The 19,948-nt window shown below is 68.5% G+C and carries 15 protein-coding genes and 2 rRNA genes; 4 read left to right on the top strand and 13 right to left on the bottom strand.

Annotation, left to right across the window (positions count from 1 at the left end):
- Positions 1–31 precede the first annotated feature (31 nt).
- The gene (locus tag N8J89_RS12085) at positions 32–637 is read right to left on the bottom strand and encodes a response regulator transcription factor (protein WP_283664424.1); all 606 of its coding nucleotides are present in this window, start codon (positions 635–637) and stop codon (positions 32–34) included.
- Positions 634–1,806 (bottom strand): sensor histidine kinase, encoded by a 1,173-nt coding sequence (locus tag N8J89_RS12080; protein ID WP_283664423.1) that lies wholly within the window; start codon positions 1,804–1,806, stop codon positions 634–636. Before N8J89_RS12080 ends, N8J89_RS12085 begins: the two co-directional genes overlap by 4 nt.
- 136 nt (positions 1,807–1,942) lie before the next feature.
- Between N8J89_RS12080 and N8J89_RS12075 the strand changes: the two genes are divergently transcribed.
- A complete protein-coding gene (locus N8J89_RS12075) occupies positions 1,943–2,836 on the top strand; it encodes an ABC transporter ATP-binding protein (protein ID WP_283664422.1) in 894 nt (297 codons plus the stop codon).
- Positions 2,837–2,841: 5 nt separating this feature from the next.
- Positions 2,842–3,576 (top strand): ABC transporter permease, encoded by a 735-nt coding sequence (locus N8J89_RS12070; RefSeq protein WP_283664421.1) that lies wholly within the window; start codon positions 2,842–2,844, stop codon positions 3,574–3,576.
- A gap of 374 nt (positions 3,577–3,950) precedes the next feature.
- On the opposite strand, the gene N8J89_RS12065 is transcribed toward N8J89_RS12070, so the two are convergent.
- Complete coding sequence (locus N8J89_RS12065; RefSeq protein WP_283664420.1) at positions 3,951–5,294, bottom strand: lysine N(6)-hydroxylase/L-ornithine N(5)-oxygenase family protein; 1,344 nt, start codon at positions 5,292–5,294, stop codon at positions 3,951–3,953.
- Between the two features lie 198 nt (positions 5,295–5,492).
- Between N8J89_RS12065 and N8J89_RS12060 the strand changes: the two genes are divergently transcribed.
- Positions 5,493–6,827 (top strand): salicylate synthase, encoded by a 1,335-nt coding sequence (locus N8J89_RS12060; RefSeq protein WP_283664419.1) that lies wholly within the window; start codon positions 5,493–5,495, stop codon positions 6,825–6,827.
- On the opposite strand, the gene N8J89_RS12055 is transcribed toward N8J89_RS12060, so the two are convergent.
- From N8J89_RS12055 to N8J89_RS12025, 7 genes are read right to left on the bottom strand one after another with little or no spacing between them, the layout of a single operon-like run.
- Positions 6,824–8,212, bottom strand: a complete 1,389-nt coding sequence (locus tag N8J89_RS12055) for an amidase (protein WP_283664418.1) — start codon at positions 8,210–8,212, stop codon at positions 6,824–6,826. The genes N8J89_RS12060 and N8J89_RS12055 overlap by 4 nt on opposite strands.
- A 14-nt stretch (positions 8,213–8,226) precedes the next feature.
- Positions 8,227–9,000 (bottom strand): SDR family NAD(P)-dependent oxidoreductase, encoded by a 774-nt coding sequence (locus N8J89_RS12050; RefSeq protein WP_283664417.1) that lies wholly within the window; start codon positions 8,998–9,000, stop codon positions 8,227–8,229.
- Positions 9,001–9,012: 12 nt separating this feature from the next.
- Positions 9,013–9,816, bottom strand: coding sequence for an ATP-binding cassette domain-containing protein (locus N8J89_RS12045; protein ID WP_502868440.1), 804 nt, complete (start codon positions 9,814–9,816; stop codon positions 9,013–9,015).
- Positions 9,809–10,633, bottom strand: coding sequence for an ABC transporter ATP-binding protein (locus tag N8J89_RS12040; RefSeq protein WP_283664416.1), 825 nt, complete (start codon positions 10,631–10,633; stop codon positions 9,809–9,811). The genes N8J89_RS12045 and N8J89_RS12040 overlap by 8 nt, the downstream gene beginning before the upstream one ends.
- The gene (locus tag N8J89_RS12035) at positions 10,630–11,457 is read right to left on the bottom strand and encodes an ABC transporter permease (RefSeq protein WP_283664415.1); all 828 of its coding nucleotides are present in this window, start codon (positions 11,455–11,457) and stop codon (positions 10,630–10,632) included. The genes N8J89_RS12040 and N8J89_RS12035 overlap by 4 nt, the downstream gene beginning before the upstream one ends.
- The gene (locus N8J89_RS12030; RefSeq protein WP_283664414.1) at positions 11,454–12,401 is read right to left on the bottom strand and encodes an ABC transporter permease; all 948 of its coding nucleotides are present in this window, start codon (positions 12,399–12,401) and stop codon (positions 11,454–11,456) included. Before N8J89_RS12030 ends, N8J89_RS12035 begins: the two co-directional genes overlap by 4 nt.
- An 8-nt stretch (positions 12,402–12,409) precedes the next feature.
- Positions 12,410–13,915 carry an ABC transporter substrate-binding protein gene (locus N8J89_RS12025; RefSeq protein ID WP_283664413.1) on the bottom strand — a complete coding sequence of 502 codons (1,506 nt, stop codon included), beginning with the start codon at positions 13,913–13,915 and terminating at the stop codon, positions 12,410–12,412.
- Between the two features lie 137 nt (positions 13,916–14,052).
- Here N8J89_RS12025 and N8J89_RS12020 point away from each other — a divergent pair, with 137 nt between their 5' ends.
- The gene (locus N8J89_RS12020) at positions 14,053–14,592 is read left to right on the top strand and encodes a hypothetical protein (RefSeq protein ID WP_283664412.1); all 540 of its coding nucleotides are present in this window, start codon (positions 14,053–14,055) and stop codon (positions 14,590–14,592) included.
- A 9-nt stretch (positions 14,593–14,601) separates the two neighbouring features.
- On the opposite strand, the gene N8J89_RS12015 is transcribed toward N8J89_RS12020, so the two are convergent.
- The 3 genes from N8J89_RS12015 to N8J89_RS12005 all read right to left on the bottom strand — a co-directional run bounded on the left by N8J89_RS12015 (position 14,602) and on the right by N8J89_RS12005 (position 19,733).
- Positions 14,602–16,194 carry a GGDEF domain-containing protein gene (locus N8J89_RS12015; protein WP_283664411.1) on the bottom strand — a complete coding sequence of 531 codons (1,593 nt, stop codon included), beginning with the start codon at positions 16,192–16,194 and terminating at the stop codon, positions 14,602–14,604.
- A 224-nt stretch (positions 16,195–16,418) separates the two neighbouring features.
- A 5S ribosomal RNA gene (gene rrf, locus N8J89_RS12010) occupies positions 16,419–16,535 on the bottom strand.
- An 88-nt stretch (positions 16,536–16,623) separates the two neighbouring features.
- A 23S ribosomal RNA gene (locus tag N8J89_RS12005) occupies positions 16,624–19,733 on the bottom strand.
- Positions 19,734–19,948 lie beyond the last annotated feature (215 nt).

Here is a 19,948-nt window from a genome sequence, read left to right as displayed (position 1 = left end):
ACCATGACGTAACGTCAAGTTCAAGCCAGAATCACAGCCACCCGTGATCCCGCGCGATCCGCGCCGCCTCCGCCCGCGTCCGCGCCCCGAGCTTGGCCATCGCCGAGGACACGTAGTTGCGCACCGTCCCCGGCGACAGGTGCACCGCGGCCGCGATCTCCGCCGCCGTCGCGGTGTCGTGCACCTGCCGCAACACATCCAGCTCCCGCTCGGTCAACGGACAGTCCGCCTCCGCCAGCGCGTCCGCCGCGAACTCCGGATCCACATACCGCAACCCAGCGTGCACCCGCCGGATCACCTCAGCCAGCAAAGACGCGGGCGCGTTCTTGGCCAGGAACCCCTTGGCCCCCAACGACAACGCCTGCCGCAACACCCCTGGCCGAGCGTGCCGGGTCAGCATCACCACCCGCACCTTCGGGAACTCCCGCGCCAGCCGCGCCGCCACCGCGGGCCCGTCCAGCCCCGGCATCTCCACGTCCAGCACCACCACATCGGGCCGGTGCTCGGCCACCGCCGCCATGCCCTGCAACCCGTCGGAGACGTCCGCGACCACGGTCAGATCCGGTTCCAGCCCGAGCAGCGCGGCCACCGCCTGCCGGGTCAGCCGTTCGTCGTCGACCAGCAGCACCCTGATCACCCGGCCACCTCCGCCTTCGGCAGGCTCGCGGTCACCACGAACTCCCCGCCCCGCGCCGCCGCCGCGAACGAACCCCCACCGCCGGCGATCCGCTCAGCCAGCCCGGACAGCCCCGACCCCCACTCCCCCGTCACCAGCACACCGTCGTTGCCCACCGTCAGCACCACCGATTCCCCTTGCCCGCCAAGGGTGATCCAGCACCGGCGGGCGTCGGCGTGCCGCAGCAGGTTGGTCACCGCCTCTCGCAGCACCCAGCCGAACAGCTCCCGTTGCGCCGCGGGCAGCTCCTCCGGCCGCGCGTCCACCTCGCACCGGATCTCCGCCGAGGCCAACAGCTTCCGCGCCCCGGCCAGCTCCGCCACCAGGTCCGTGGTCCGCTGCGCGTGCGCCAGCGTGCGCACGTCCTGCAACGCGCCCCGCGCCAGCTCCTGCACCTCCACCATCTCCGCATGCGCCCGACCAGGGTCCACAGTGGACAATCGAGCGGCCAGCTCGCTCTTCAGCGAGACGACCTCCAGCGCGTGCCCGAGAATGTCGTGCAGGTCCTGGGACAGCCGCAACCGCTCCCTGGTGGTGGCCAGCTCGGCGGCCTCCTGACGGGCGTTGTCCAGTTCCAGACTGGACCGCCACAACCGCACCGAGGTCTCCTGCATGTAACTGGTGGTGCCGATCACCACCCCCGCGAGCACGGCCTCCCGGACCATCTCCGGCACCCCGGCGGCCTGACCGACCAGCAGCACCAGCCCCGCAGTGACCAGCACCACCGCCACGACCACCGGCCAGATCAACCGGGTCGCCCGGTTGGCCAGCAGCTCGGCCGCGGCCAGGCCCGGCAGCACGGCCCACAGCACGCCCGTGTTCAGCCAGAGCGAGGCCAGCACGGTGACCACCACCCCGAGCACCAGCAGCGGCACCCCGGTGCGCAGCGACCGCACCCGCCACGGATCGCGCAGCACGCTCAGCGCGCCGGGCAGGAACACCGCGTTGAACACCGCCCAGCCCACCCCGAGGACCACCAGCTCGACCGTGCCTCCAGGCCCGCCGTTGAGCGCGGCCACCGGCGGGAAGATCACCGCGAGGAACGCGACGCTGTACAGCGAGTCCCGGCTGTGCCGCCGCAGGTGTCCCAGCGCGGCGGACTCCGGCTCCTGTGCCCGACTGCCCTTCACACCCAGAAACTAGCAGCGCCCCCGGCCCGCCGAGCAGCGCTGATGACACCTGTCATGTCCGGGCACGACACCCGTCACCCCACCCCCTGACAGCGCACACTGCCCGCGCGGCCCCCGGCTTCCTAGCTTTGTCGCCATGAACGGCAACGTGATCGAGGTCGAGGACCTCCACTACCGCTACGGCGAGTTCGCCGCGGTGCGCGGGATCAACTTCACCGTGCGCAGAGGCGAGACCTTCGCCCTGCTCGGCACGAACGGGGCTGGCAAGACCACCACGCTGGAGGTGGTCGAGGGCTTCCGCCGTCCGGCGCGGGGCCGGGTCCGGGTGCTCGGCCTGGACCCGCACGCCGACCGCTACCAGGTGCAGCCCAGGGTCGGCATCATGCTGCAGAACGCGGGCCTGGTCGAGGAGCTGACCGTGGCCGAGACGCTGCGGCTGTGGCAGAAGCTGTCCAGCCGCACCGACGAGGTGGCCACCGCACTGTCCAGAGTGGACCTGAGCCACCGGGCGGACATCCAGGTGGTCAAGCTCTCCGGCGGCGAGCGGCGGCGGCTGGACTTCGCCATCTCCACCTGGGGCGCGCCCGAGCTGGTGGTGCTGGACGAGCCGACCACCGGCCTGGACCCCGAGTCACGGCAACGGCTGTGGAGCCGGGTCGGCGAGCTGAAGGAGCGCGGCAGCACCATCCTGCTGACCACGCACTACCTGGAGGAGGCCGAGGCGCTGGCCGACCAGGTGACCATCATGCACAGCGGGGTCGCGCAGATCTCCGGCACGCTGCACGAGGTGCTCTCCGGCCGCCCGGCCAGCATCGTCGCCGACCTGCCGCCCGCCGCCCCCGCCCTGCCCCAGCTGCACGGCACGGCCACCGTGGACCTCTCCCGGCTGCGGGTGGAAACCCTTGCCCTGCAAGAAGACCTCACCACGCTGCTGGTCTGGGCCCGGCAGCACCGGCTGACCCTGGAAAACCTCAACGCCAGCCCCGCCTCGCTGCACGAGGTGTTCCTGGCCACCTCCGAGAAGGGATGACCGGCATGCGTGCCGCTGTGCTGCTCGGCCTGACCGAGCTGAAGTTGGTGCTGCGCAAGAAGATCAACGCGGCATCGGTGCTGGGGGTACCGGTGGCGATGTGCGCGGTGGCCTACTCCAACGACCGCCCGGAGAACGCGGCGGGCTGGGGTTCCATCTTCGCGCACGCCTTCATGATCGTGCTGCTGGTGTCCACCTTCCTGGTGAGCACCACGGTGTTCACCGCCCGCCGCCAGTCCCTGGTGCTCAAGCGGATGCGCACCGCCGAGATCACCGACTCCGCGCTGGTCGCCGGGATGATCACCCCGCTGATCGTGATCACCCTGGCGCAGATGGCGGTGTACCTGGGCTTCTGCCTGGCCATCGGCGCCCCGCTGCCGGAGAACCCGCTGCTGGCGCTGGGCGGGATCCTGCTGGGCACCGCGGTCGCGGTGCTGGCGGGTGCGGCCACCGCGAGCTTCAGCAGCAGTGTGGAGGTCACCCAGATCACCGCGATGCCGGTCCTGGTGGCGGCGCTGGGCGGGATGATCGCCACGTTCTCCGACTCGGATCTGGCCCGTACCCTCGGCATGCTGATGCCGCTCAACGGTCCCACCGACATGCTGGCCAAAGGCTGGGGCGGTGGCACGGCTGGGATTCAGCTGGCTGAACTGCCGTTGATCCTGCCGGCCGGGATCGCACTGTCCGCGGTGGTGCTGGGGATCATCACCGCGAAGTTCTACAAGTGGGAACCGCGCTAGTGGGCTGGCTGGCACATTGGCGTGCTCCGCACGCGGGATTTTTTCGCTCCTGAGTCGTGCGTTCGTGCCCTCGCCACACGCGAAGCAAGCTTCGGTGTGGCGAGGGCACGAACGCACGACGCGAAAAAATCAAACCCACCGCGGAGTCAAAAGGCCCGGCGTGTCGCTGGCGCGCCACGCCTCTTCCGCAACAGTCACCGCGACGTGAGGACTCGCGAGCCGTGCCCGTGGGCCGGGTGCGCCGCTCGGGCCAACACACCGTCCCACTTCGGCCAACACTCCGGGTGGGCGCGCAGCGCGAGGGGCTCGCCGGAGTGTTGGCCGTTGTCGTACGGGGTGTTGGCCGTTGCGGGGCGGGAATGCGGGACCTCTGCTCAGGCGGGTACGGCCTGGTCCGTCACCAGGGACGCGGTGGGGCGTTCGGTGGCCAGCAGGATCGAGTCCAGGATCTCGCCCACCCGGACCGCCGTGTTGGACAGCAGCGTCGAGGTGATGCCGTGGCTGCTCTCGGTGGCGCCCTGCAGGTAGATCCCGGCCCGCACACCGTCCTGTGTGGACACCCGGTAGTCCCGCTCCACGCGCAGCTCGCCGCGCTCGTCCCGGTGGCAGTGCTCGCCCAGCTCACCCAGCAGCGACAGCGGGTCGACCGGACGGTAGCCGGTGGCGTAGACCAGCACGTCGGCCTCGATCACGCTGAGCTCGCCGGTGGGCAGGAAGCGCAGCACCGCGCGCACCCCGTTCGGCGTGGCGTGCACCTCGGCCATCCGGGAGATCTTGTGGATGTGCATGCGGTGCACACCCCGGACCTTCTCCTGGTAGACCCTGGCGTAGAGCTGGTCGATGAGGTCGATGTCCACCGCGGAGTAGTTGGTGCCGCGGTGGTAGTTCAGCAGCATCCGCTTGACCTCGTCGCTGGCGGAGAAGAAGTAGTCCACCGCCTCGGGGTCGAAGATGCCGTTGACGAAGGCGCTGTCGTCGGCGGGGGCGTAGCCGTAGCGGGCGAACACGGCGTGCACCTGGGCGTCGGCGTAGCGCCGGTGCAGGTACTCGGTGGTCTCCGCGGCGCTCTGCCCGGCGCCCACCACGATGAACCGCTTGGCCGCCGCCTCGGGCAGTTCCTCAAGGCGGTGCAGCAGCTGTTGGTTGTGCCAGACCCGTTCGGAGACAACGACCTCCGGCGGCAGGTTGGGCTGGAGACCGGCGGCCAGCACGATGTTGCGGGCCCGGTGCTCGACCAGCCTGCCGTCCTGCCGCACCACCACGTCGAAGTGCTCGATCGCGCCGTCAGCGGCGTGCACCGGGCGCAGCGAGACCACCTCGCTGTCGTAGGAGACCAGGTGTTCGAACCGGCCGGCCACCCACTCCAGGTAGTCGTGGAACTCGACCCTGGTGGGGAAGAGCATCTTGTGGTTGATGAAGTCGGCCAGCCTGCCCTTGTCCTGCAGGTAGCACAGGAAGCTGTGCGGGCTGGTGGGGTTGCGCATGGTGACCAGGTCCTTGAGGAAGGAGACCTGCATCGTGGTGCCCTCGATCAGCATCCCGCGGTGCCAGCCGAAGCGGGCCTGCTTCTCGAAGAACGCGCCGCGCAGCTGCCGCTGGTCGGGCTGTTGCTGGTTGCGCTCCTCCATCGCCACGGCCAGCGCGAGGTTGGACGGGCCGAAACCGATGCCCACGAAGTCCAGGACCGGAATGTCTCGTTCCTCGGTCGCAGTCGACACACTTGCCCCTTCACTGCCGAGCCACGGCACTGGAAACTTAGGTTAGGCTTACCGAAACAATCAGTCGCGCCCCTGTCAAGCTCGCACCACCCAGATGCCGCGCAGACCACAGTCGCCCTTGTCGAACTAGGTGTTTAGCCTAACCTAAGTTAGCGTTGCCTACCAGAACCGTCCGATCTTGAGTGGTGGAGGCAGCCGGTGCCGCTCGAAGCGCCAGCCAGACAGGACAACGAGCAGCTCACGGTCGACCTCGTGGCTGATCCGCTGCTCGCCGCCACCCGGCTGACCGAGGCGGGACTGACCGAGACGCACGTGCTCTACGAGCGGGACGGCGAGTTCGCGGTCGCCCTCGGCGCGGTCGCCCGGATCACCGTCACCCGCAGCCAGATCAGCCTGGTCGCCGGCGGCCTTCGGCGCAGCCAGCCGTGGCGGCGCACCCCGCTGGAGGACATCGGCGAACTACTCGCCGAGGTGCCGCTGGCCGGCTGGCGGGCCTACGGCTGGGCCGGGTTCGAGTTCGCCTACGCGCACGCCGGCCTGCTGGACCAGGTGGGCGAGGAACCGTTGCTCCACCTGGTCATCCCGGCGGTCGAGGCCCGGCTGAGCGCGGGCGCGGCGACCGTCCGCGGCTCCGATCCCGCACTGCTGCGCAAGGTCGCCGACCTGCTCGCCCAGCCGATGACCGAACCCGCCTACCAGCCGGTCCCGGTGGAGCTCGGCGAGGCAGGCGCCACCCAGTACCGGGCCGCGGTCGCCGGCGCGATCGAGGAGATCCGCCAGGGCCGCCTGCAGAAGGTGATCCTCTCCAGAGTGGTGCCGGTGGAACAGCCGGTCGACCTCGCGGGCACCTACCTGGTCGGCCGCCGCGGCAACACCCCGGCCCGCTCCTTCCTGCTCGACCTCGGCGACATCCGCGCGGCCGGGTTCAGCCCGGAGACGGTCCTGGAGGTGGACGCCAACGGCAGGGTCACCACCCAGCCGCTAGCCGGGACCAGGGCACTCACCGGGTCGGCCGAGGAGGACCAGCGCCTCGAAGCGGACCTGTTGCAGGACAGCAAGGAGATCTACGAGCACGCCATCTCGGTGAAGGTCGCGCACGACGAGTTGGCCGAGCTGTGCCGCCCCGGCAGCGTCGAGGTGCACGGGTTCATGTCCGTGAAGAAGCGGGGCAGTGCCCAGCACCTGGCCTCCACGGTGACCGGCGAGCTGCCCGCGGGCGAGGGTCCCTGGGGAGCCTTCGCCGCGCTGTTCCCCGCGGTCACCTCCTCCGGCGTGCCCAAGCGCGCGGCCTACGAGACCATCGCCCGGCACGAGGCGCAACCGCGCGGGCTCTACAGCGGCGCGGTGTTCTACGCCGACAGCGACGGCACCCTGGACGCGGCGCTGGTGCTGCGCACGGTCTTCCAGCGCGCGGGCCGGACCTGGCTGCGGGCCGGGGCCGGCATCATCGAGCAGTCGGACCCGGACCGCGAGCTGGAGGAGACCTGCGAGAAGCTGCGCAGCGTCGCCCCGCACCTGGTGCGCGGCAACTAGAGCGTCGGCCAGGGCCGCTGCGCCGGCCGGAGCTGTTCGAAGGCACGGGCCACCCGCAGCACGCCGAGGTCGTCGAAGCGCCTGCCGGTGATCTGCACGCCGATCGGCAGGCCGTCCGCGCTGTACCCGGCGTTGACCGAGGCCGAGGGCTGCCCGGACATGTTGAACGGCACGGTGAACCCGATGTGCTCGAAGGGTTTCGCCGGATCGTGCACCGGTGAAGCCTGGTCCGCGCCGAAGGAGACCACCGGGCACACCGGGCTGAGCACGAAGTCCAGCTCGCGGAAAGCCCTGGTGGCCGCCGCGCTCATCACATCCATCTGGACGAAGCCGCGGTACACCGAAACACCGTCCACTTCGGACTCACCGAACACCCAGTCCCTGATGTAGGGCAGGATCCGCTCGATCCGCTCCTCCGGCAACCCGGCCAGGTCGGCGGCGAACCTGGTGCGCCAGAAGCGGTTCAGCCCGGCCAGCATCTCCTCGGTGAGGAACGGCCGCACCGGCGTGACGATGGCGCCTGCCGCCTCGAACGCGGCCGCCGCCGCGCGCACCGCGGCCAGCACCTCCGGCTCCACCGGCAGCCCGGCCCCCGCCTCCTCCAGCAACCCGATCCGCAGGCCCTTGACCTCGATGTCCAAGTCCTGCCACGGGATCTGCGCCGGCGGCAGGCTGGTGTGGTCGCGGTCGTCGGGCTGGGCCAGCACCGACATCAGCAGCGCCGCGTCGGCCACCGTGCGGGTCAGCGGACCCGCGGTGCGGCCGGGGAACGGCGGATCCACCGGCACCCGGCCAAAACTCGGCTTGTGCCCGATGAGTCCGCACAGCCCGGCGGGCAGCCGGATCGAGCCGCCGATGTCGGTGCCCACGTGCAGTGGCCCGTAGCCCGCGGCCGCAGCGGCCGCCGCGCCGGAACTGGAGCCGCCGGGGTTGCGGTCCAGCCGCCACGGGTTGCGGGTCAGCGGGTGGAAGCTGGACAGGCCGGAGGTGAGCATGCCGAAGTCCGGCATGGTGGTCTTGGCCAGCAACACCGCCCCCGCCTCACGCAGCCGGGCCGCGGCAGGCGCGTCCTCGGCGGCGGGCGCCAGCTCGGTGGCCGCGGTGCCCAGCGGCACCGGCACCCCCTTGGTGGCGATGTTCTCCTTGATGGTGACCGGAACCCCGTCCAGCGCACCCATCGGCTCACCGCGCCGCCAGCGCTGTTCGGCCTCGCGCGCCTGGGCCAGCGCACCGGCCGGGTCGGGGGCGTAGAGGGCCTGGAGGCTCGGCTCCCAGGCCCCGATCCTGGCCAGCACCGCCTCGGTCACCTCCACCGGCGACACCGCGCCGGAGGCGTAGCCCGCGAGCAGTTCCACCGCGGTCAGGTCGGGCAGTTCGGTTGTCATCCCGGGTGTTCCTCTCAGCTGGCTGGCGGGTCGAAGCGGCCGTCCACGGCGGTCCAGCCGCCGTCGACGCTGAGCACCGAGCCGGTGACGTAGCTGGCCGCATCCGAGGCCAGGTACACCACCGCGCCCGCGAGCTCCTGCGGCGCCGCCCACCGGCCGAGGGCGTTCTTGTCCGCGTAGGCCTGGTACCACTCCGGGCTGTTCTTGATCTGCTGGGTCAGCGGCGTCTCCACCACACCCGGCGCGATCGCGTTGACCCGCACCCCGGCCGGCCCGAACTCCGCGGCCGCGGTGCGCAGCAACTGCACCATGCCCGCCTTGGTCGCGGCATAGGCGCCCTGGCCGGGCTCAACGGTGACCGCGCGGATGGAGGAGAAGGCGATGATGCTGCCCCGGCCCCGGCTCACCATGGCCGCGCCGAAGGCCCGCACCACCTCGAAGGTCGCGGTGAGGTTGAGCGCGATCACCCGGTCGAACTCCGCGCGGCTGTAGTCCAGCAGCCGCTTGCGCACGTTGGTGGCCGCGGTGAGCACCACGATGTCGATCTCGCCGATGCTCTCCGCCGCACTGGCCAGCGCGGCCGAGTCCAGCACGTCGAGCTGCCGGGCGCTGGCCGAGGGGCCGATCAGCTCGGCGGTCTCCCGCGCGGTGACCAGGTTGAAGTCGGCGCACACCACCTCGGCGCCGTGCCCGGCCAGCGCCCGCGCGGACTCGCGGCCGATGCCGCTGCCCGCGCCGAGCACCACCGCGGTCTTGCCGTCCAGCCGGAACAGGCTCGAACAGTCCACTGTGGACACTCCTCACTCGAAGCGGGCCAGCGAGCGCGCCAGGTTCGGCGCGGCCGCGATCAGCCCTCGGGTGTACTCCTGTCGCGGTGCGCCGTAGACCTGCTCGACCGGTCCCAGCTCCACCAGCTCGCCCCTGCGCAGCACGGCCACCGTGTCGCACACGTGCCGGACCACGCCGAGGTCGTGCGAGACGAACACCAGGGTCAGCGCGAACCGGCGCACCAGATCGTCCAGCAGGTTCAGGATCTGCGCCCGCACCGACACGTCCAGCGCGCTGACCGGCTCATCCGCGATGAGCACACTGGGCCTGGGCGCGAGCGCCCGCGCGATGGAGATCCGCTGCCGCTGCCCGCCGGAGAACTGGTGCGGATACCCGCGCGCGGCATCCGCGGGCAGCCCGACCGCGGCCAGCAGCTCGGCCACCCGCGCCGCGCGGCCGGGAATCCCCTGCACCACCAGGGGTTCGCTGATGATCTCGCCGACCCGCAGCCGCGGGTTGAGCGAGCCCATCGGGTCCTGGAACACCAGTTGCAGCTCACGCCGCAGGAACCCCAGCCGCCGCTCGGGCAGGCCGGTGATCTCCTTGCCCTGGAACCGGATCGAGCCCCCGGTGGGCCGGTCCAGCGCGGCCAGCAGCCGCACCAGGGTCGACTTGCCCGAGCCGGACTCGCCGACCACACCGAAGCGCTGGCCGGCCGCGATGTCGAAGGACATGCCGTGCAGGGCCGGGATCTCCGCGCCCGGCCGCAGCAGCGAGGTCCGCCCGCGCCGGTAGGTGCGGCGCAGGTCGCGGACCTGGATCAGCGGTTCACCCATCGGCAGTCCACTGGATGGTGCGCAGCCGCCCGTGCTCGTCCAGCGACTCCAGGTCGGAGGCGGCCAGCAGCCCCGCCGTGTAAGGGTGCGCGGGCGCGGTGAACAGGCCGGGCAGCGTGCCGGAGTCGACCACCCGGCCGCCGTGCATGACCAGCACCCGCTCGCACATGTCCGCGACCACGGCCAGGTCGTGGGTGATGAACAGCAGCGCGGTGCCGCGCTCCTCGGTGGCCGTGCGGATCAGCGCGAGCAGCTTGGCTTGCACGGTGACGTCCAGCGCGGTGGTCGGCTCGTCGCAGATCAGCACGTCCGGATCGTTGGCCAGGGCCATCGCCAGCAGCACCCGCTGCCGCTGGCCGCCGGAGAGCTCGTGCGGGTAGGCCCGTGCGGTGACCGCCGGATCGGGCAGCCGCACCTGGTCCAGCAGCTCCACCGCGGCCGCCCGCGCGGCCCGCCTGGTCCTCCTGCGGTGCAGGGTCATCGCCTCCGCGACCTGCCTGCCGACCCGCATGGCCGGGTTGAGCGCGGTCATCGGCTCCTGGAACACCATGGCCAGCCGCCGCCCGCGCACCCTGGCCAGCTCCCGCTCCCGCAGCCGCAGCAGGTCACCGTCCACACCGGACAGTCGAACCGACCCGCTGGCCGACACCCCCTCCGGCAGCAGCCCGAGCACCGCGGCGGCGGTCAGGCTCTTGCCGGAGCCGGACTCGCCGATCAACCCGAGCCGCTCGCCCCGGGCCAAGGTGAAGGACACCTCACGAACCAGCGTCCGGTCCACAGTGGACACCGTCAGTCCCTCGACGCTCAGCACGCTCATCGGCGGCTCACCAGCCTGGGGTCGAACCGGTCCCGCAGCCCGTCGCCGAGCAGGTTGAACCCGAGCACCGCCACCGCGATCGCGATCCCCGGCGCCAGCGCCAGCCGCGGCTCCACCGAGAGCAGCTCCTGCGACTCCTGCAACATCCGGCCCCAGCTCGGCGTCGGCGGCCGGGTGCCAAAACCCAGGAAGGACAGCGCGGCCTCGGCCAGCACCGCGATCGCGAAGGACACCGAGCCCTGCACGATCACCAGCCCGCCGATGTTGGGCAGCACGTGCCGCACCGCGATCCCGGCCCGCCCGCGCCCAGCCGCTCGCGCGGCCAGCACGAACTCGGTGCCGCGCACCTGCGCGGCGCCTGCCCTGGCGATCCGGGCGAAGCCGGGCACCGAGGCGATGCCGATGGCGATCATCGCGGTGCCGGTGTCCGCGCCGAAGACCGCGCCGAACATGATGGCCAGCAACAGGGTCGGGAAGGCCAGCAGCAGGTCGTTGGCCCGCATCACCAGCTCGTCCAGCCAGCGCGGCCCGAGCGCGGCCAGCACCCCCAGCGGGGTGCCGACCAGTGCCGCCGCGCCGACCGAGACCAGGCCGATCAGCAGCGTGGTCTGCGCGCCCACCATCAGCTGGCTGACCACGTCCCGGCCGAACCGGTCGGTGCCCAGCCAGTGCTCCGCGCCCGGCCCGAGCAGCCGCAGCGTCGCGTCCACCAGCAGCGGATCGTGCGGGGTCCACACCAGCGACAGCAGCGCGGCGGCCAGCACCAGTCCAATGAGGACGGTGCCGGCCCACAGGCTGGCCGAGCGTTCGGCGCGGGCGTTCACGTGGCCTGCCGCAGCCGGGGGTTGAGCACCGTGTACAGCACGTCCACCGCGAAGTTGACCAGCAGCACCGCGCACACCAGCACCATCACCACGTTCTGCACCACCAGCAGGTCCCGCGCCGCCACCCCGTCCAACAGCAGGCTGCCCAGTCCCGGCAGCACGAACACCCGCTCCACCACCACCGCGCCGATCAGCAGCGTGGTCAGCTGGAGACCGAGCACGGTCAGCACCGGCGCCGCCGCGTTGCGCAGCCCGTGCCGCAGCAGCGCGCTGAACCTGGTGTGCCCCTTGGCCCGCGCGGTGCGCAGGTAGTCCTCAGTGGACACGTCCAGCACCGCGGAGCGCACGTACCTGGTGAGCACCGCGCCCTGGATCAGGCCCAGCGACAGCGCGGGCAGCACCAGTCCGCGCAGGAACTCGGCCGGATCGCGCACCGGCGGCGTCCAGCCCCCGGCGGGCAGCAGCTGCCAGCGCACCGCGAACAGCTGCACCAGCAGGATGCCCGCGACGAACCCGGGCACCGCCAGCCCGAGCTGGCTCAGCCAGGACACCGCGACCCCACCGGCCCGCCGCCGCGCCACCGCCGCGTACACCCCGGCCGGCACCGCGATCAGCAGCGCCACCAGCATCCCGGCCCCGACCAGCCACAACGTCACCCCCAACCGGTCCATCAGCTGTGGCCCGATCGGCTCCCTGGTCACGTAGGAACGGCCGAACTCGCCGGTGACGAACCCGCCGAGCCAGTCCAGGTACTGGGTGACCAGCGGCCGGTCGGTGCCGAACTCCCGCCTGGTCTGCTCCACCAGCTCCGGCGAGGCGTTGAGCCCGAGCGCGACCTGCGCCGGGTCACCGGGCAGCACGGCCAGGAAGCCGAACACCACCACCGAGGCGACGACCATGCTGAGCAGCAGGATCGTCGTGCGCCGGAGCAGCCGCGGCAGCATGCCCGAGGTCACTGCCTGCCCAGCCGGGCCAGGTCGAAGGACTCACCGACCTCGTTGCTCGGCAGGCCGGTGACCTTGGTCCTGGCCACGATCAGCATCGGGAACAGGAACAGCCAGCAGGCCGCGGCGTCCTCGGCGATCATCCGCGCGACCTGCCGCATCGCCCGGTCCTGGGCCGCGGCGTCGCCCTTGTCGGCAACGGTCAGCAGCTGGCCCACCGCCGGGTTGTCGTAGCCCCAGTAGTACTTCGGGTTGCCGAAGCTGGCGATGTCCCTGGCCTCGACGTGCTGCACGATGGACAGGTCGAAGTCGTGCTCGGTGAACACCTGCTTCAGCCACACCGAGGGGAAGTCCACCGGCTCGATCCGCACCGTCACCCCGACCTTGTCCAGGTAGGACTTCACCACCTGGGACGCGGAGACCGCGTACGGCAGGTTCGGGATGCGCAGCCGCAGGTCCAGCCCACTCACCCCGGCCTCGCGCAGCAGCGCCCGCGCCCGGTCCGGGTCGTAGGGGGTGACGCCGGTGAGGTCCTCGTACCAGGGGTCGGTCGGCGGCACCATGCTGCCGATCAGCATGCCCTTGCCACCCCAGGCCAGGCGCAGCAGCGCGGCCCGATCGATGGCGTGGGTCAGCGCACGCCGCACCCGGACGTCGTTGAGCGGGGCCTTGCGGTTGTTGAAGGAGAGCACGACCTCGCCGTTGGTGGTGCCCTCGATCACCCGGAACCGGCGGTCCTGGCTGAACTGCGGGATCGAGTCCGGCGCGGCGACGGTGGAGATCACGTCGATGCCGTTGCTCAGCAGCGCGTTGTTCAGCGCGGTCGGATCGCGGTAGTACTTCAGCTGCACGGTGGTGTAAGCGGGCCGTTTTCCCCAGTAGCCGTCCCTGGCCCGCAGCACGATGGAGTCACCCCTGGTCCGGGAGAGCACCTCGTACGGCCCGGTGCCCACCGGCCGGGTGCCCAGCTCGTTGACCCCGGTCGGGCTGAACATGGCGCCGACCCGCCCGGTCATCGCGAACAGCCAGCCGTTGCTCGGCCGCTGCAGCACCACCCTGGCGTGCAGCGGTGAGACCACGTCGACCTGCTTGAGAACGTCCATTGTGGACTTCAGGGAGACCGCCCAGTCGGTGCGCACCCGCTCCAGGCTGAACTTCACGTCCTCGGCGGTGAACGGCGCCCCGTTGGCGAAGCGCACGTTGGGCCGCAGCCAGAAGTCGTAGACCGTCCCCTCCGGACTGATCTCCCACTTCTCGGCCAGCCCTGGCACGATCCGGCCGCCGTCGTCCCGCCGCACCAGGCCCTCGTAGACGTTGCCGAGCAGCACCTGCGAGATCGCGGCGCCGTCGGTGCGGGTGAAGTCGAAGTTCTGCGGCTCAGCGGTGAATCCGATGCTGACGGTGTTCGGATCGGCCGGCGCGGTGGCCAGGTTGCCTGCCGTGCAACCGGCGAAAACGAGGCTGAGGACGAGAAGCGACGCGACACCGCGCAGTCGGCTCGATGATCGTCGCATGTCGGCACACTACGGCTTTCACCGACCGTTGGCCGCCCCCAACGGGTGCAAATCCGCAGTGAGTCCGGTGGTGTGTGTCATCCCGGGTTAGCTTGCGCAGAGAAGGCGTTGTCAGTACTGGGGTAGGGAGGTTGATCGTGGAGGGCAACGCACCAGTACAGCTCGCCCGGCGGTCCGCATCGCCGAAGCCAGGCACCGAGGTGCCGCTGCTGGCCTTCGCACCCCGGGTCGGCCTGCAACTCGGCCACCGCTCGCTGCACCTGTTCCTCTCCGGCGGCCTGCGCCTGCGCGCCGAACCCGCCGTCGACGGCGGCACCCGGCTGCGTGTGCTGGGCTTCCACCTGCTGGCCGACCACCCGCAGCTGGGCAAGGTGACCATCACCCGCACCGAACCGGACTCCGCGCCCACCAGCCTGGTCGACAACGGCAGCGCCGAGATCCCCGGCGTGAGCGCGCTGTTGCTGCACTGCGCGATGGACATCGAACGCTCCCCCGGCTCGGGCAGGCCACTGCGCCTGCGCACCGCGACGCCGTTGCAGCTGCTCGGCCGCGCCCGGTCGTTCCCGCCGGTCAGCGAGCCGTTCCGGTCGCACCGGATGGTGGAGCTGCTCCAGTTCGGCGAGTCCGCGCCGGTGGGTTCGCTGGACCCGTTCCGGGTGAACCTCGGCGGCTGCTGACCAGTTCGCTCAGCGGCTGACACCCAGTGGACGCGACTGGTCCTGCCCCTCGGCGGTGACCTCAACCCCGGTGCCGTGCACGATGAGCCTGGCCTTGCCGCGCCGCTTGGCGGTGTACATCGCCGCGTCGGCCAGGCCGAGCAGCTTGTCCGCGGTCAGGTCGTGCTCGAACACGGTCAGGCACACCACGCCGATGCTCGCCCTGGCCACGTGCTGCTGCCCGGCGATCGCGTACGGCACCTGCAACGCGGCCAGCACCCGCTCGCCGACCTCCTCCGGCGGGTACTCGGTGCCGTCGAGCAGCACGCCGAACTCGTCCCCGCCGAGCCGGGCCACCGTGTCGGTGGCGACCACGCAGCCGCGGAGCCGTTCGCCGACCGCGCGCAGCACCGCGTCACCGGCGGCGTGTCCGAACCTGTCATTGACGGCCTTGAAGTCGTCCACGTCGATGAACAGCAGCATCAGCGGCCGGTGTTCCTCGATCCGGCTGTTGATCGCCTTGGCCAGCCGGTCCCGGAAGACGACCCGGTTGGCCAGCCCGGTGAGCGAGTCGTGGTAGGCCTGGTACTCCAGCTGTCGCTGGCTGTCCTGCAGGCGCTTGAGCAGCCGCATGTTGTCCGCGGAGGTCAGCAGTTGGCGGATCATGATCAGCCCGACGCAGAACAGCCCGAGGTAGACCTGCCAGATGCCGAGCTGGATGCCCAGCGCGGTGCCGATCGCGATGAACACGCCGGTGATCACCAGCGGCACGTACGGCACCACCAAGTGCAGGTAGTCCCCGGCCTGGAGCCGGACCGACTCCCGCCCGCCCGGCTTCTGCTCCACCGGCGCCCACGGCGCCAGCGCGAAGACCAGGGTGCCGGCCATGAAGCCGATGTCGGCGATCGGCGGCACGTGCCCGGTGCCCTTGGAGATCAGGTAGGCGAACAGCCACCCGGAGGCGGACTGGCAGGCGAAGGAGATGCTCAGGAACACCACCGGCAGCTGCCGGGCCGGCAGGCGCACCCGGGACAGGGTGGCCACCACGCCGAGCAGCACCACGTAGGCGGCCGGGTGGATCAGCAGCGTGATCATCCCGGCCCCGCCGTTGAACCAGGACCGCGGCGCCCCGCTCGGGATGGCCGAGGCCACCCAGACCAGGAAGGACAGCGAGCCGAGGATGATCAGCGCGTCCACCAGCAGCATCGCGCCGCCGTAGCGCCGCTTCATCACCGGCGCGGCCACCTCGGAATGCTCACCCCTGGCGAACTCGACCATGCCGGCCATGGACAGCAAAGGCGCCACGACAAAGGCGACCGAGGCGAGAATGGCGATGGTCCGGCTCATCCCGAACACCGAGCCGACGGTCAGCGCCCCCAGCCCGAAGGCCAGGCCGACACTGGCCGCGGCCATCCACCACCGCCACCTGCGTCCGACACCGGTGCGGCCGCGTGCGGTCCAGGCGTACCCGAACACCGCGAACAGCGCCGCCACCAGCTGGAACGCCTTGTCCGTGATCATCGATGCCCACCAGGAGAGCATCCCCGAGCTGGTGACGACCACCAGCAGCGCCAGCCCGGCCAGGGCCGTCGTGGTCAGCACACGGAACGTTCGTGCGGCCATTGCTCCAGCCGTCGACTAAAGCGCGGATATGCAGGGACCGGACCACTGTAGTAATACCCGCAAGAACTGTCGACCTGATCGGGTGAAAAGAACACCCATGACCGGCAATGTGCAACATGCACTCTGCGATTTTCGGTCAATAAATTAAAAGCACAAAGGGGCAAATATGAAAAAGCTTCCGGCCCCGGGGCGAACCCACGGGGCCGGAAGCCTCATCAAATTTAGTTCGGCGGCGTCCTACTCTCCCACACACTCACGCATGCAGTACCATCGGCGCTGGAGGACTTAGCTTCCGGGTTCGGAATGGGACCGGGCGTTTCCCCTCCGCCATAACCACCGAAACACTATGAAAAAACCATCAACCCACACACAACACAGTGGACGCAGATTGGTTCCCTCAGAACCACACAGTGGACGCGTAGCAACTTTGTAATCAAGCCCTCGGCCTATTAGTACCCGTCAACTCCACACGTTACCGTGCTTCCATCTCGGGCCTATCAACCCCATCGTCTCTAGGGGGCCTTAACCACTCAAGGTGGTGGGAGACCTCATCTCGAAACAGGCTTCCCGCTTAGATGCCTTCAGCGGTTATCCCTTCCGAACGTAGCCAACCAGCCATGCTCTTGGCAGAACAACTGGCACACCAGAGGTTCGTCCGTCCCGGTCCTCTCGTACTAGGGACAGCCTTCCTCAAGTCTCCAACGCGCGCGGCGGATAGGGACCGAACTGTCTCACGACGTTCTAAACCCAGCTCGCGTGCCGCTTTAATGGGCGAACAGCCCAACCCTTGGGACCTACTCCAGCCCCAGGATGCGACGAGCCGACATCGAGGTGCCAAACCATGCCGTCGATATGGACTCTTGGGCAAGATCAGCCTGTTATCCCCGGGGTACCTTTTATCCGTTGAGCGACACCGCTTCCACAAGCCAGTGCCGGATCACTAGTCCCGACTTTCGTCCCTGCTCGACCCGTCAGTCTCACAGTCAAGCTCCCTTGTGCACTTACACTCAACACCTGATTGCCAACCAGGCTGAGGGAACCTTTGGGCGCCTCCGTTACCCTTTGGGAGGCAACCGCCCCAGTTAAACTACCCACCAGGCACTGTCCCTGAACCGGATCACGGTCCGAGGTTAGACATCCAGTACGACCAGAGTGGTATTTCAACGACGACTCCACCACAACTAGCGTTGCAGCTTCACAGTCTCCCACCTATCCTACACAAGCCGAACCAAACACCAATACCAAGCTATAGTAAAGGTCCCGGGGTCTTTCCGTCCTGCCGCGCGTAACGAGCATCTTTACTCGTAATGCAATTTCACCGGGCCTGTGGTTGAGACAGCGGAGAAGTCGTTACGCCATTCGTGCAGGTCGGAACTTACCCGACAAGGAATTTCGCTACCTTAGGATGGTTATAGTTACCACCGCCGTTTACTGGCGCTTAAGTTCTCAGCTTCGCCACCAAAGTGACTAACCGGTCCCCTTAACGTTCCAGCACCGGGCAGGCGTCAGTCCGTATACATCGTCTTGCGACTTCGCACGGACCTGTGTTTTTAGTAAACAGTCGCTTCTCCCTGGTCTCTGCGGCCAACCAACCCTAACCCGCAAGGGGTTTCAAGTCAGCGGGCCCCCCTTCTCCCGAAGTTACGGGGGCATTTTGCCGAGTTCCTTAACCACAGTTCACCCGAACGCCTCGGTATTCTCTACCTGACCACCTGTGTCGGTTTGGGGTACGGGCCGCATGAACACTCACTAGAGGCTTTTCTCGGCAGCATAGGATCACTCTACTTCGCCTCAATCGGCTACGCATCACGTCTCAGCCTTAACGGATGACGGATTTGCCTATCACCCGGCCTACACGCTTACACCAGTACTACCACTCACTGGCGGAGCTACCTTCCTGCGTCACCCCATCGCTTGACTACTACGGGATTGGTTCCCACGCTCACTCAACCTCATCCGAAGACTCAGCCTCGCTCGGGTGGTTAACATCCCCCGCCTCACCATGGGCGCATCCACACGGGTACGGGAATATCAACCCGTTGTCCATCGACTACGCCTGTCGGCCTCGCCTTAGGTCCCGACTTACCCTGGGCGGATTAACCTGGCCCAGGAACCCTTGGTCATCCGGCGGCAGAGGTTCTCACTCTGCAATCGCTACTCATGCCTGCATTCTCACTCGCACACCCTCCACAACTCGCTCACGCGGCTGCTTCCCTGGATGCACGACGCTCCCCTACCCATCCACACGACTGCACACCTGGATCAAGCCCAGGAGCGGATCTATTGTGTGAATGACACGGCTTCGGCGGTACGCTTAAGCCCCGCTACATTGTCGGCGCGGAACCACTTGACCAGTGAGCTATTACGCACTCTTTAAAGGGTGGCTGCTTCTAAGCCAACCTCCTGGTTGTCTGAGCGACCCCACATCCTTTCCCACTTAGCGCACACTTAGGGGCCTTAGCCGGTGTTCTGGGCTGTTTCCCTCTCGACTACGAAGCTTATCCCCCGCAGTCTCACTGCCACACTTCACACACCGGCATTCGGAGTTTGGCTGATTTCGGTAAGCTTGTAGGCCCCCTAGACCATCCAGTAGCTCTACCTCCGGCGTGAAACATGTGACGCTGCACCTAAATGCATTTCGGGGAGAACCAGCTATCACGGAGTTTGATTGGCCTTTCACCCCTACCCACAGCTCATCCCCCAGGTTTTCAACCCTGGTGGGTTCGGGCCTCCACGACGTCTTACCGTCGCTTCACCCTGGCCATGGGTAGATCACTCCGCTTCGGGTCTAGAGCACGCGACTATATCGCCCTATTCAGACTCGCTTTCGCTACGGCTACCCCACACGGGTTAACCTCGCCACGCACCACTAACTCGCAGGCTCATTCTTCAAAAGGCACGCCATCACCCGAAGGCTCTGACGGATTGTAAGCACACGGTTTCAGGTACTCTTTCACTCCCCTCCCGGGGTACTTTTCACCTTTCCCTCACGGTACTAGTCCGCTATCGGTCACCAGGGAGTATTTAGGCTTAGCGGGTGGTCCCGCCAGATTCACAGCAAATTCCACGAGCTCGCTGCTACTTGGGAACACCATCAGAAGACCATCACGTTTTCGCCTACAGGACTCTCACCCTCTACGGTCGCCCTTCCCAGAGCGTTCAACTAACGCGATGCTTTCTTACTTCTTGCCAGACCGGCAGATCTGACCGATGAGTCCCACGACCCCATAAACGCAACCCCTGCCGGGTATCACACGAATATGGTTTAGCCTCATCCGCTTTCGCTCGCCACTACTCACGGAATCACGGTTGTTTTCTCTTCCTGCGGGTACTGAGATGTTTCACTTCCCCGCGTTCCCTCCACACACCCTATACATTCAGGTGCAGGTGACCCCACATGACTGGGGCCGGGTTTCCCCATTCGGAAATCCTCGGATCTCAGCTCGGTTGACAGCTCCCCGAGGCTTATCGCAGCCTCCTACGTCCTTCATCGGCTCCTGGTGCCAAGGCATCCACCGTATGCTCTTAACAACTTGACCACAAAGATGCTCGCGTCCACTGTGTAGTTCTCAAAGAACAACCAGACACCACCACACCTCGCGACACCAGACCCAAACCGTTGATTTGGCGGTATGAACGCTAGTAGCAGAACTGGATCGTTCGCTCCCTCAAGAAAACCCCTCGCGGGTGTTCTCTCAGGACCCAACAGCGTGCCGAACACCCCAACGCTTCTCACCACCGCCACACACTTTCC

The organism is Crossiella sp. CA-258035 (assembly GCF_030064675.1).
In the GTDB taxonomy this organism is placed as follows: Bacteria; Actinomycetota; Actinomycetes; order Mycobacteriales; family Pseudonocardiaceae; genus Crossiella.
This window is presented reverse-complemented; position numbering and strand designations above follow the sequence as displayed.

Bases quoted from the DNA above. Each gene is read 5' to 3' on its own strand.
- N8J89_RS12075 (WP_283664422.1), top strand. From the start codon at position 1,943: ATGAACGGCAACGTGATCGAGGTCGAGGACCTCCACTACCGCTACGGC.
- N8J89_RS12040 (WP_283664416.1), bottom strand. From the start codon at position 10,633: ATGAGCGTGCTGAGCGTCGAGGGACTGACGGTGTCCACTGTGGACCGG.
- N8J89_RS12045 (WP_502868440.1), bottom strand. From the start codon at position 9,816: ATGGGTGAACCGCTGATCCAGGTCCGCGACCTGCGCCGCACCTACCGG.
- N8J89_RS12025 (WP_283664413.1), bottom strand. From the start codon at position 13,915: ATGCGACGATCATCGAGCCGACTGCGCGGTGTCGCGTCGCTTCTCGTC.
- N8J89_RS12030 (WP_283664414.1), bottom strand. From the start codon at position 12,401: ATGCTGCCGCGGCTGCTCCGGCGCACGACGATCCTGCTGCTCAGCATG.
- N8J89_RS12070 (WP_283664421.1), top strand. From the start codon at position 2,842: ATGCGTGCCGCTGTGCTGCTCGGCCTGACCGAGCTGAAGTTGGTGCTG.
- N8J89_RS12055 (WP_283664418.1), bottom strand. From the start codon at position 8,212: ATGACAACCGAACTGCCCGACCTGACCGCGGTGGAACTGCTCGCGGGC.
- N8J89_RS12015 (WP_283664411.1), bottom strand. From the start codon at position 16,194: ATGGCCGCACGAACGTTCCGTGTGCTGACCACGACGGCCCTGGCCGGG.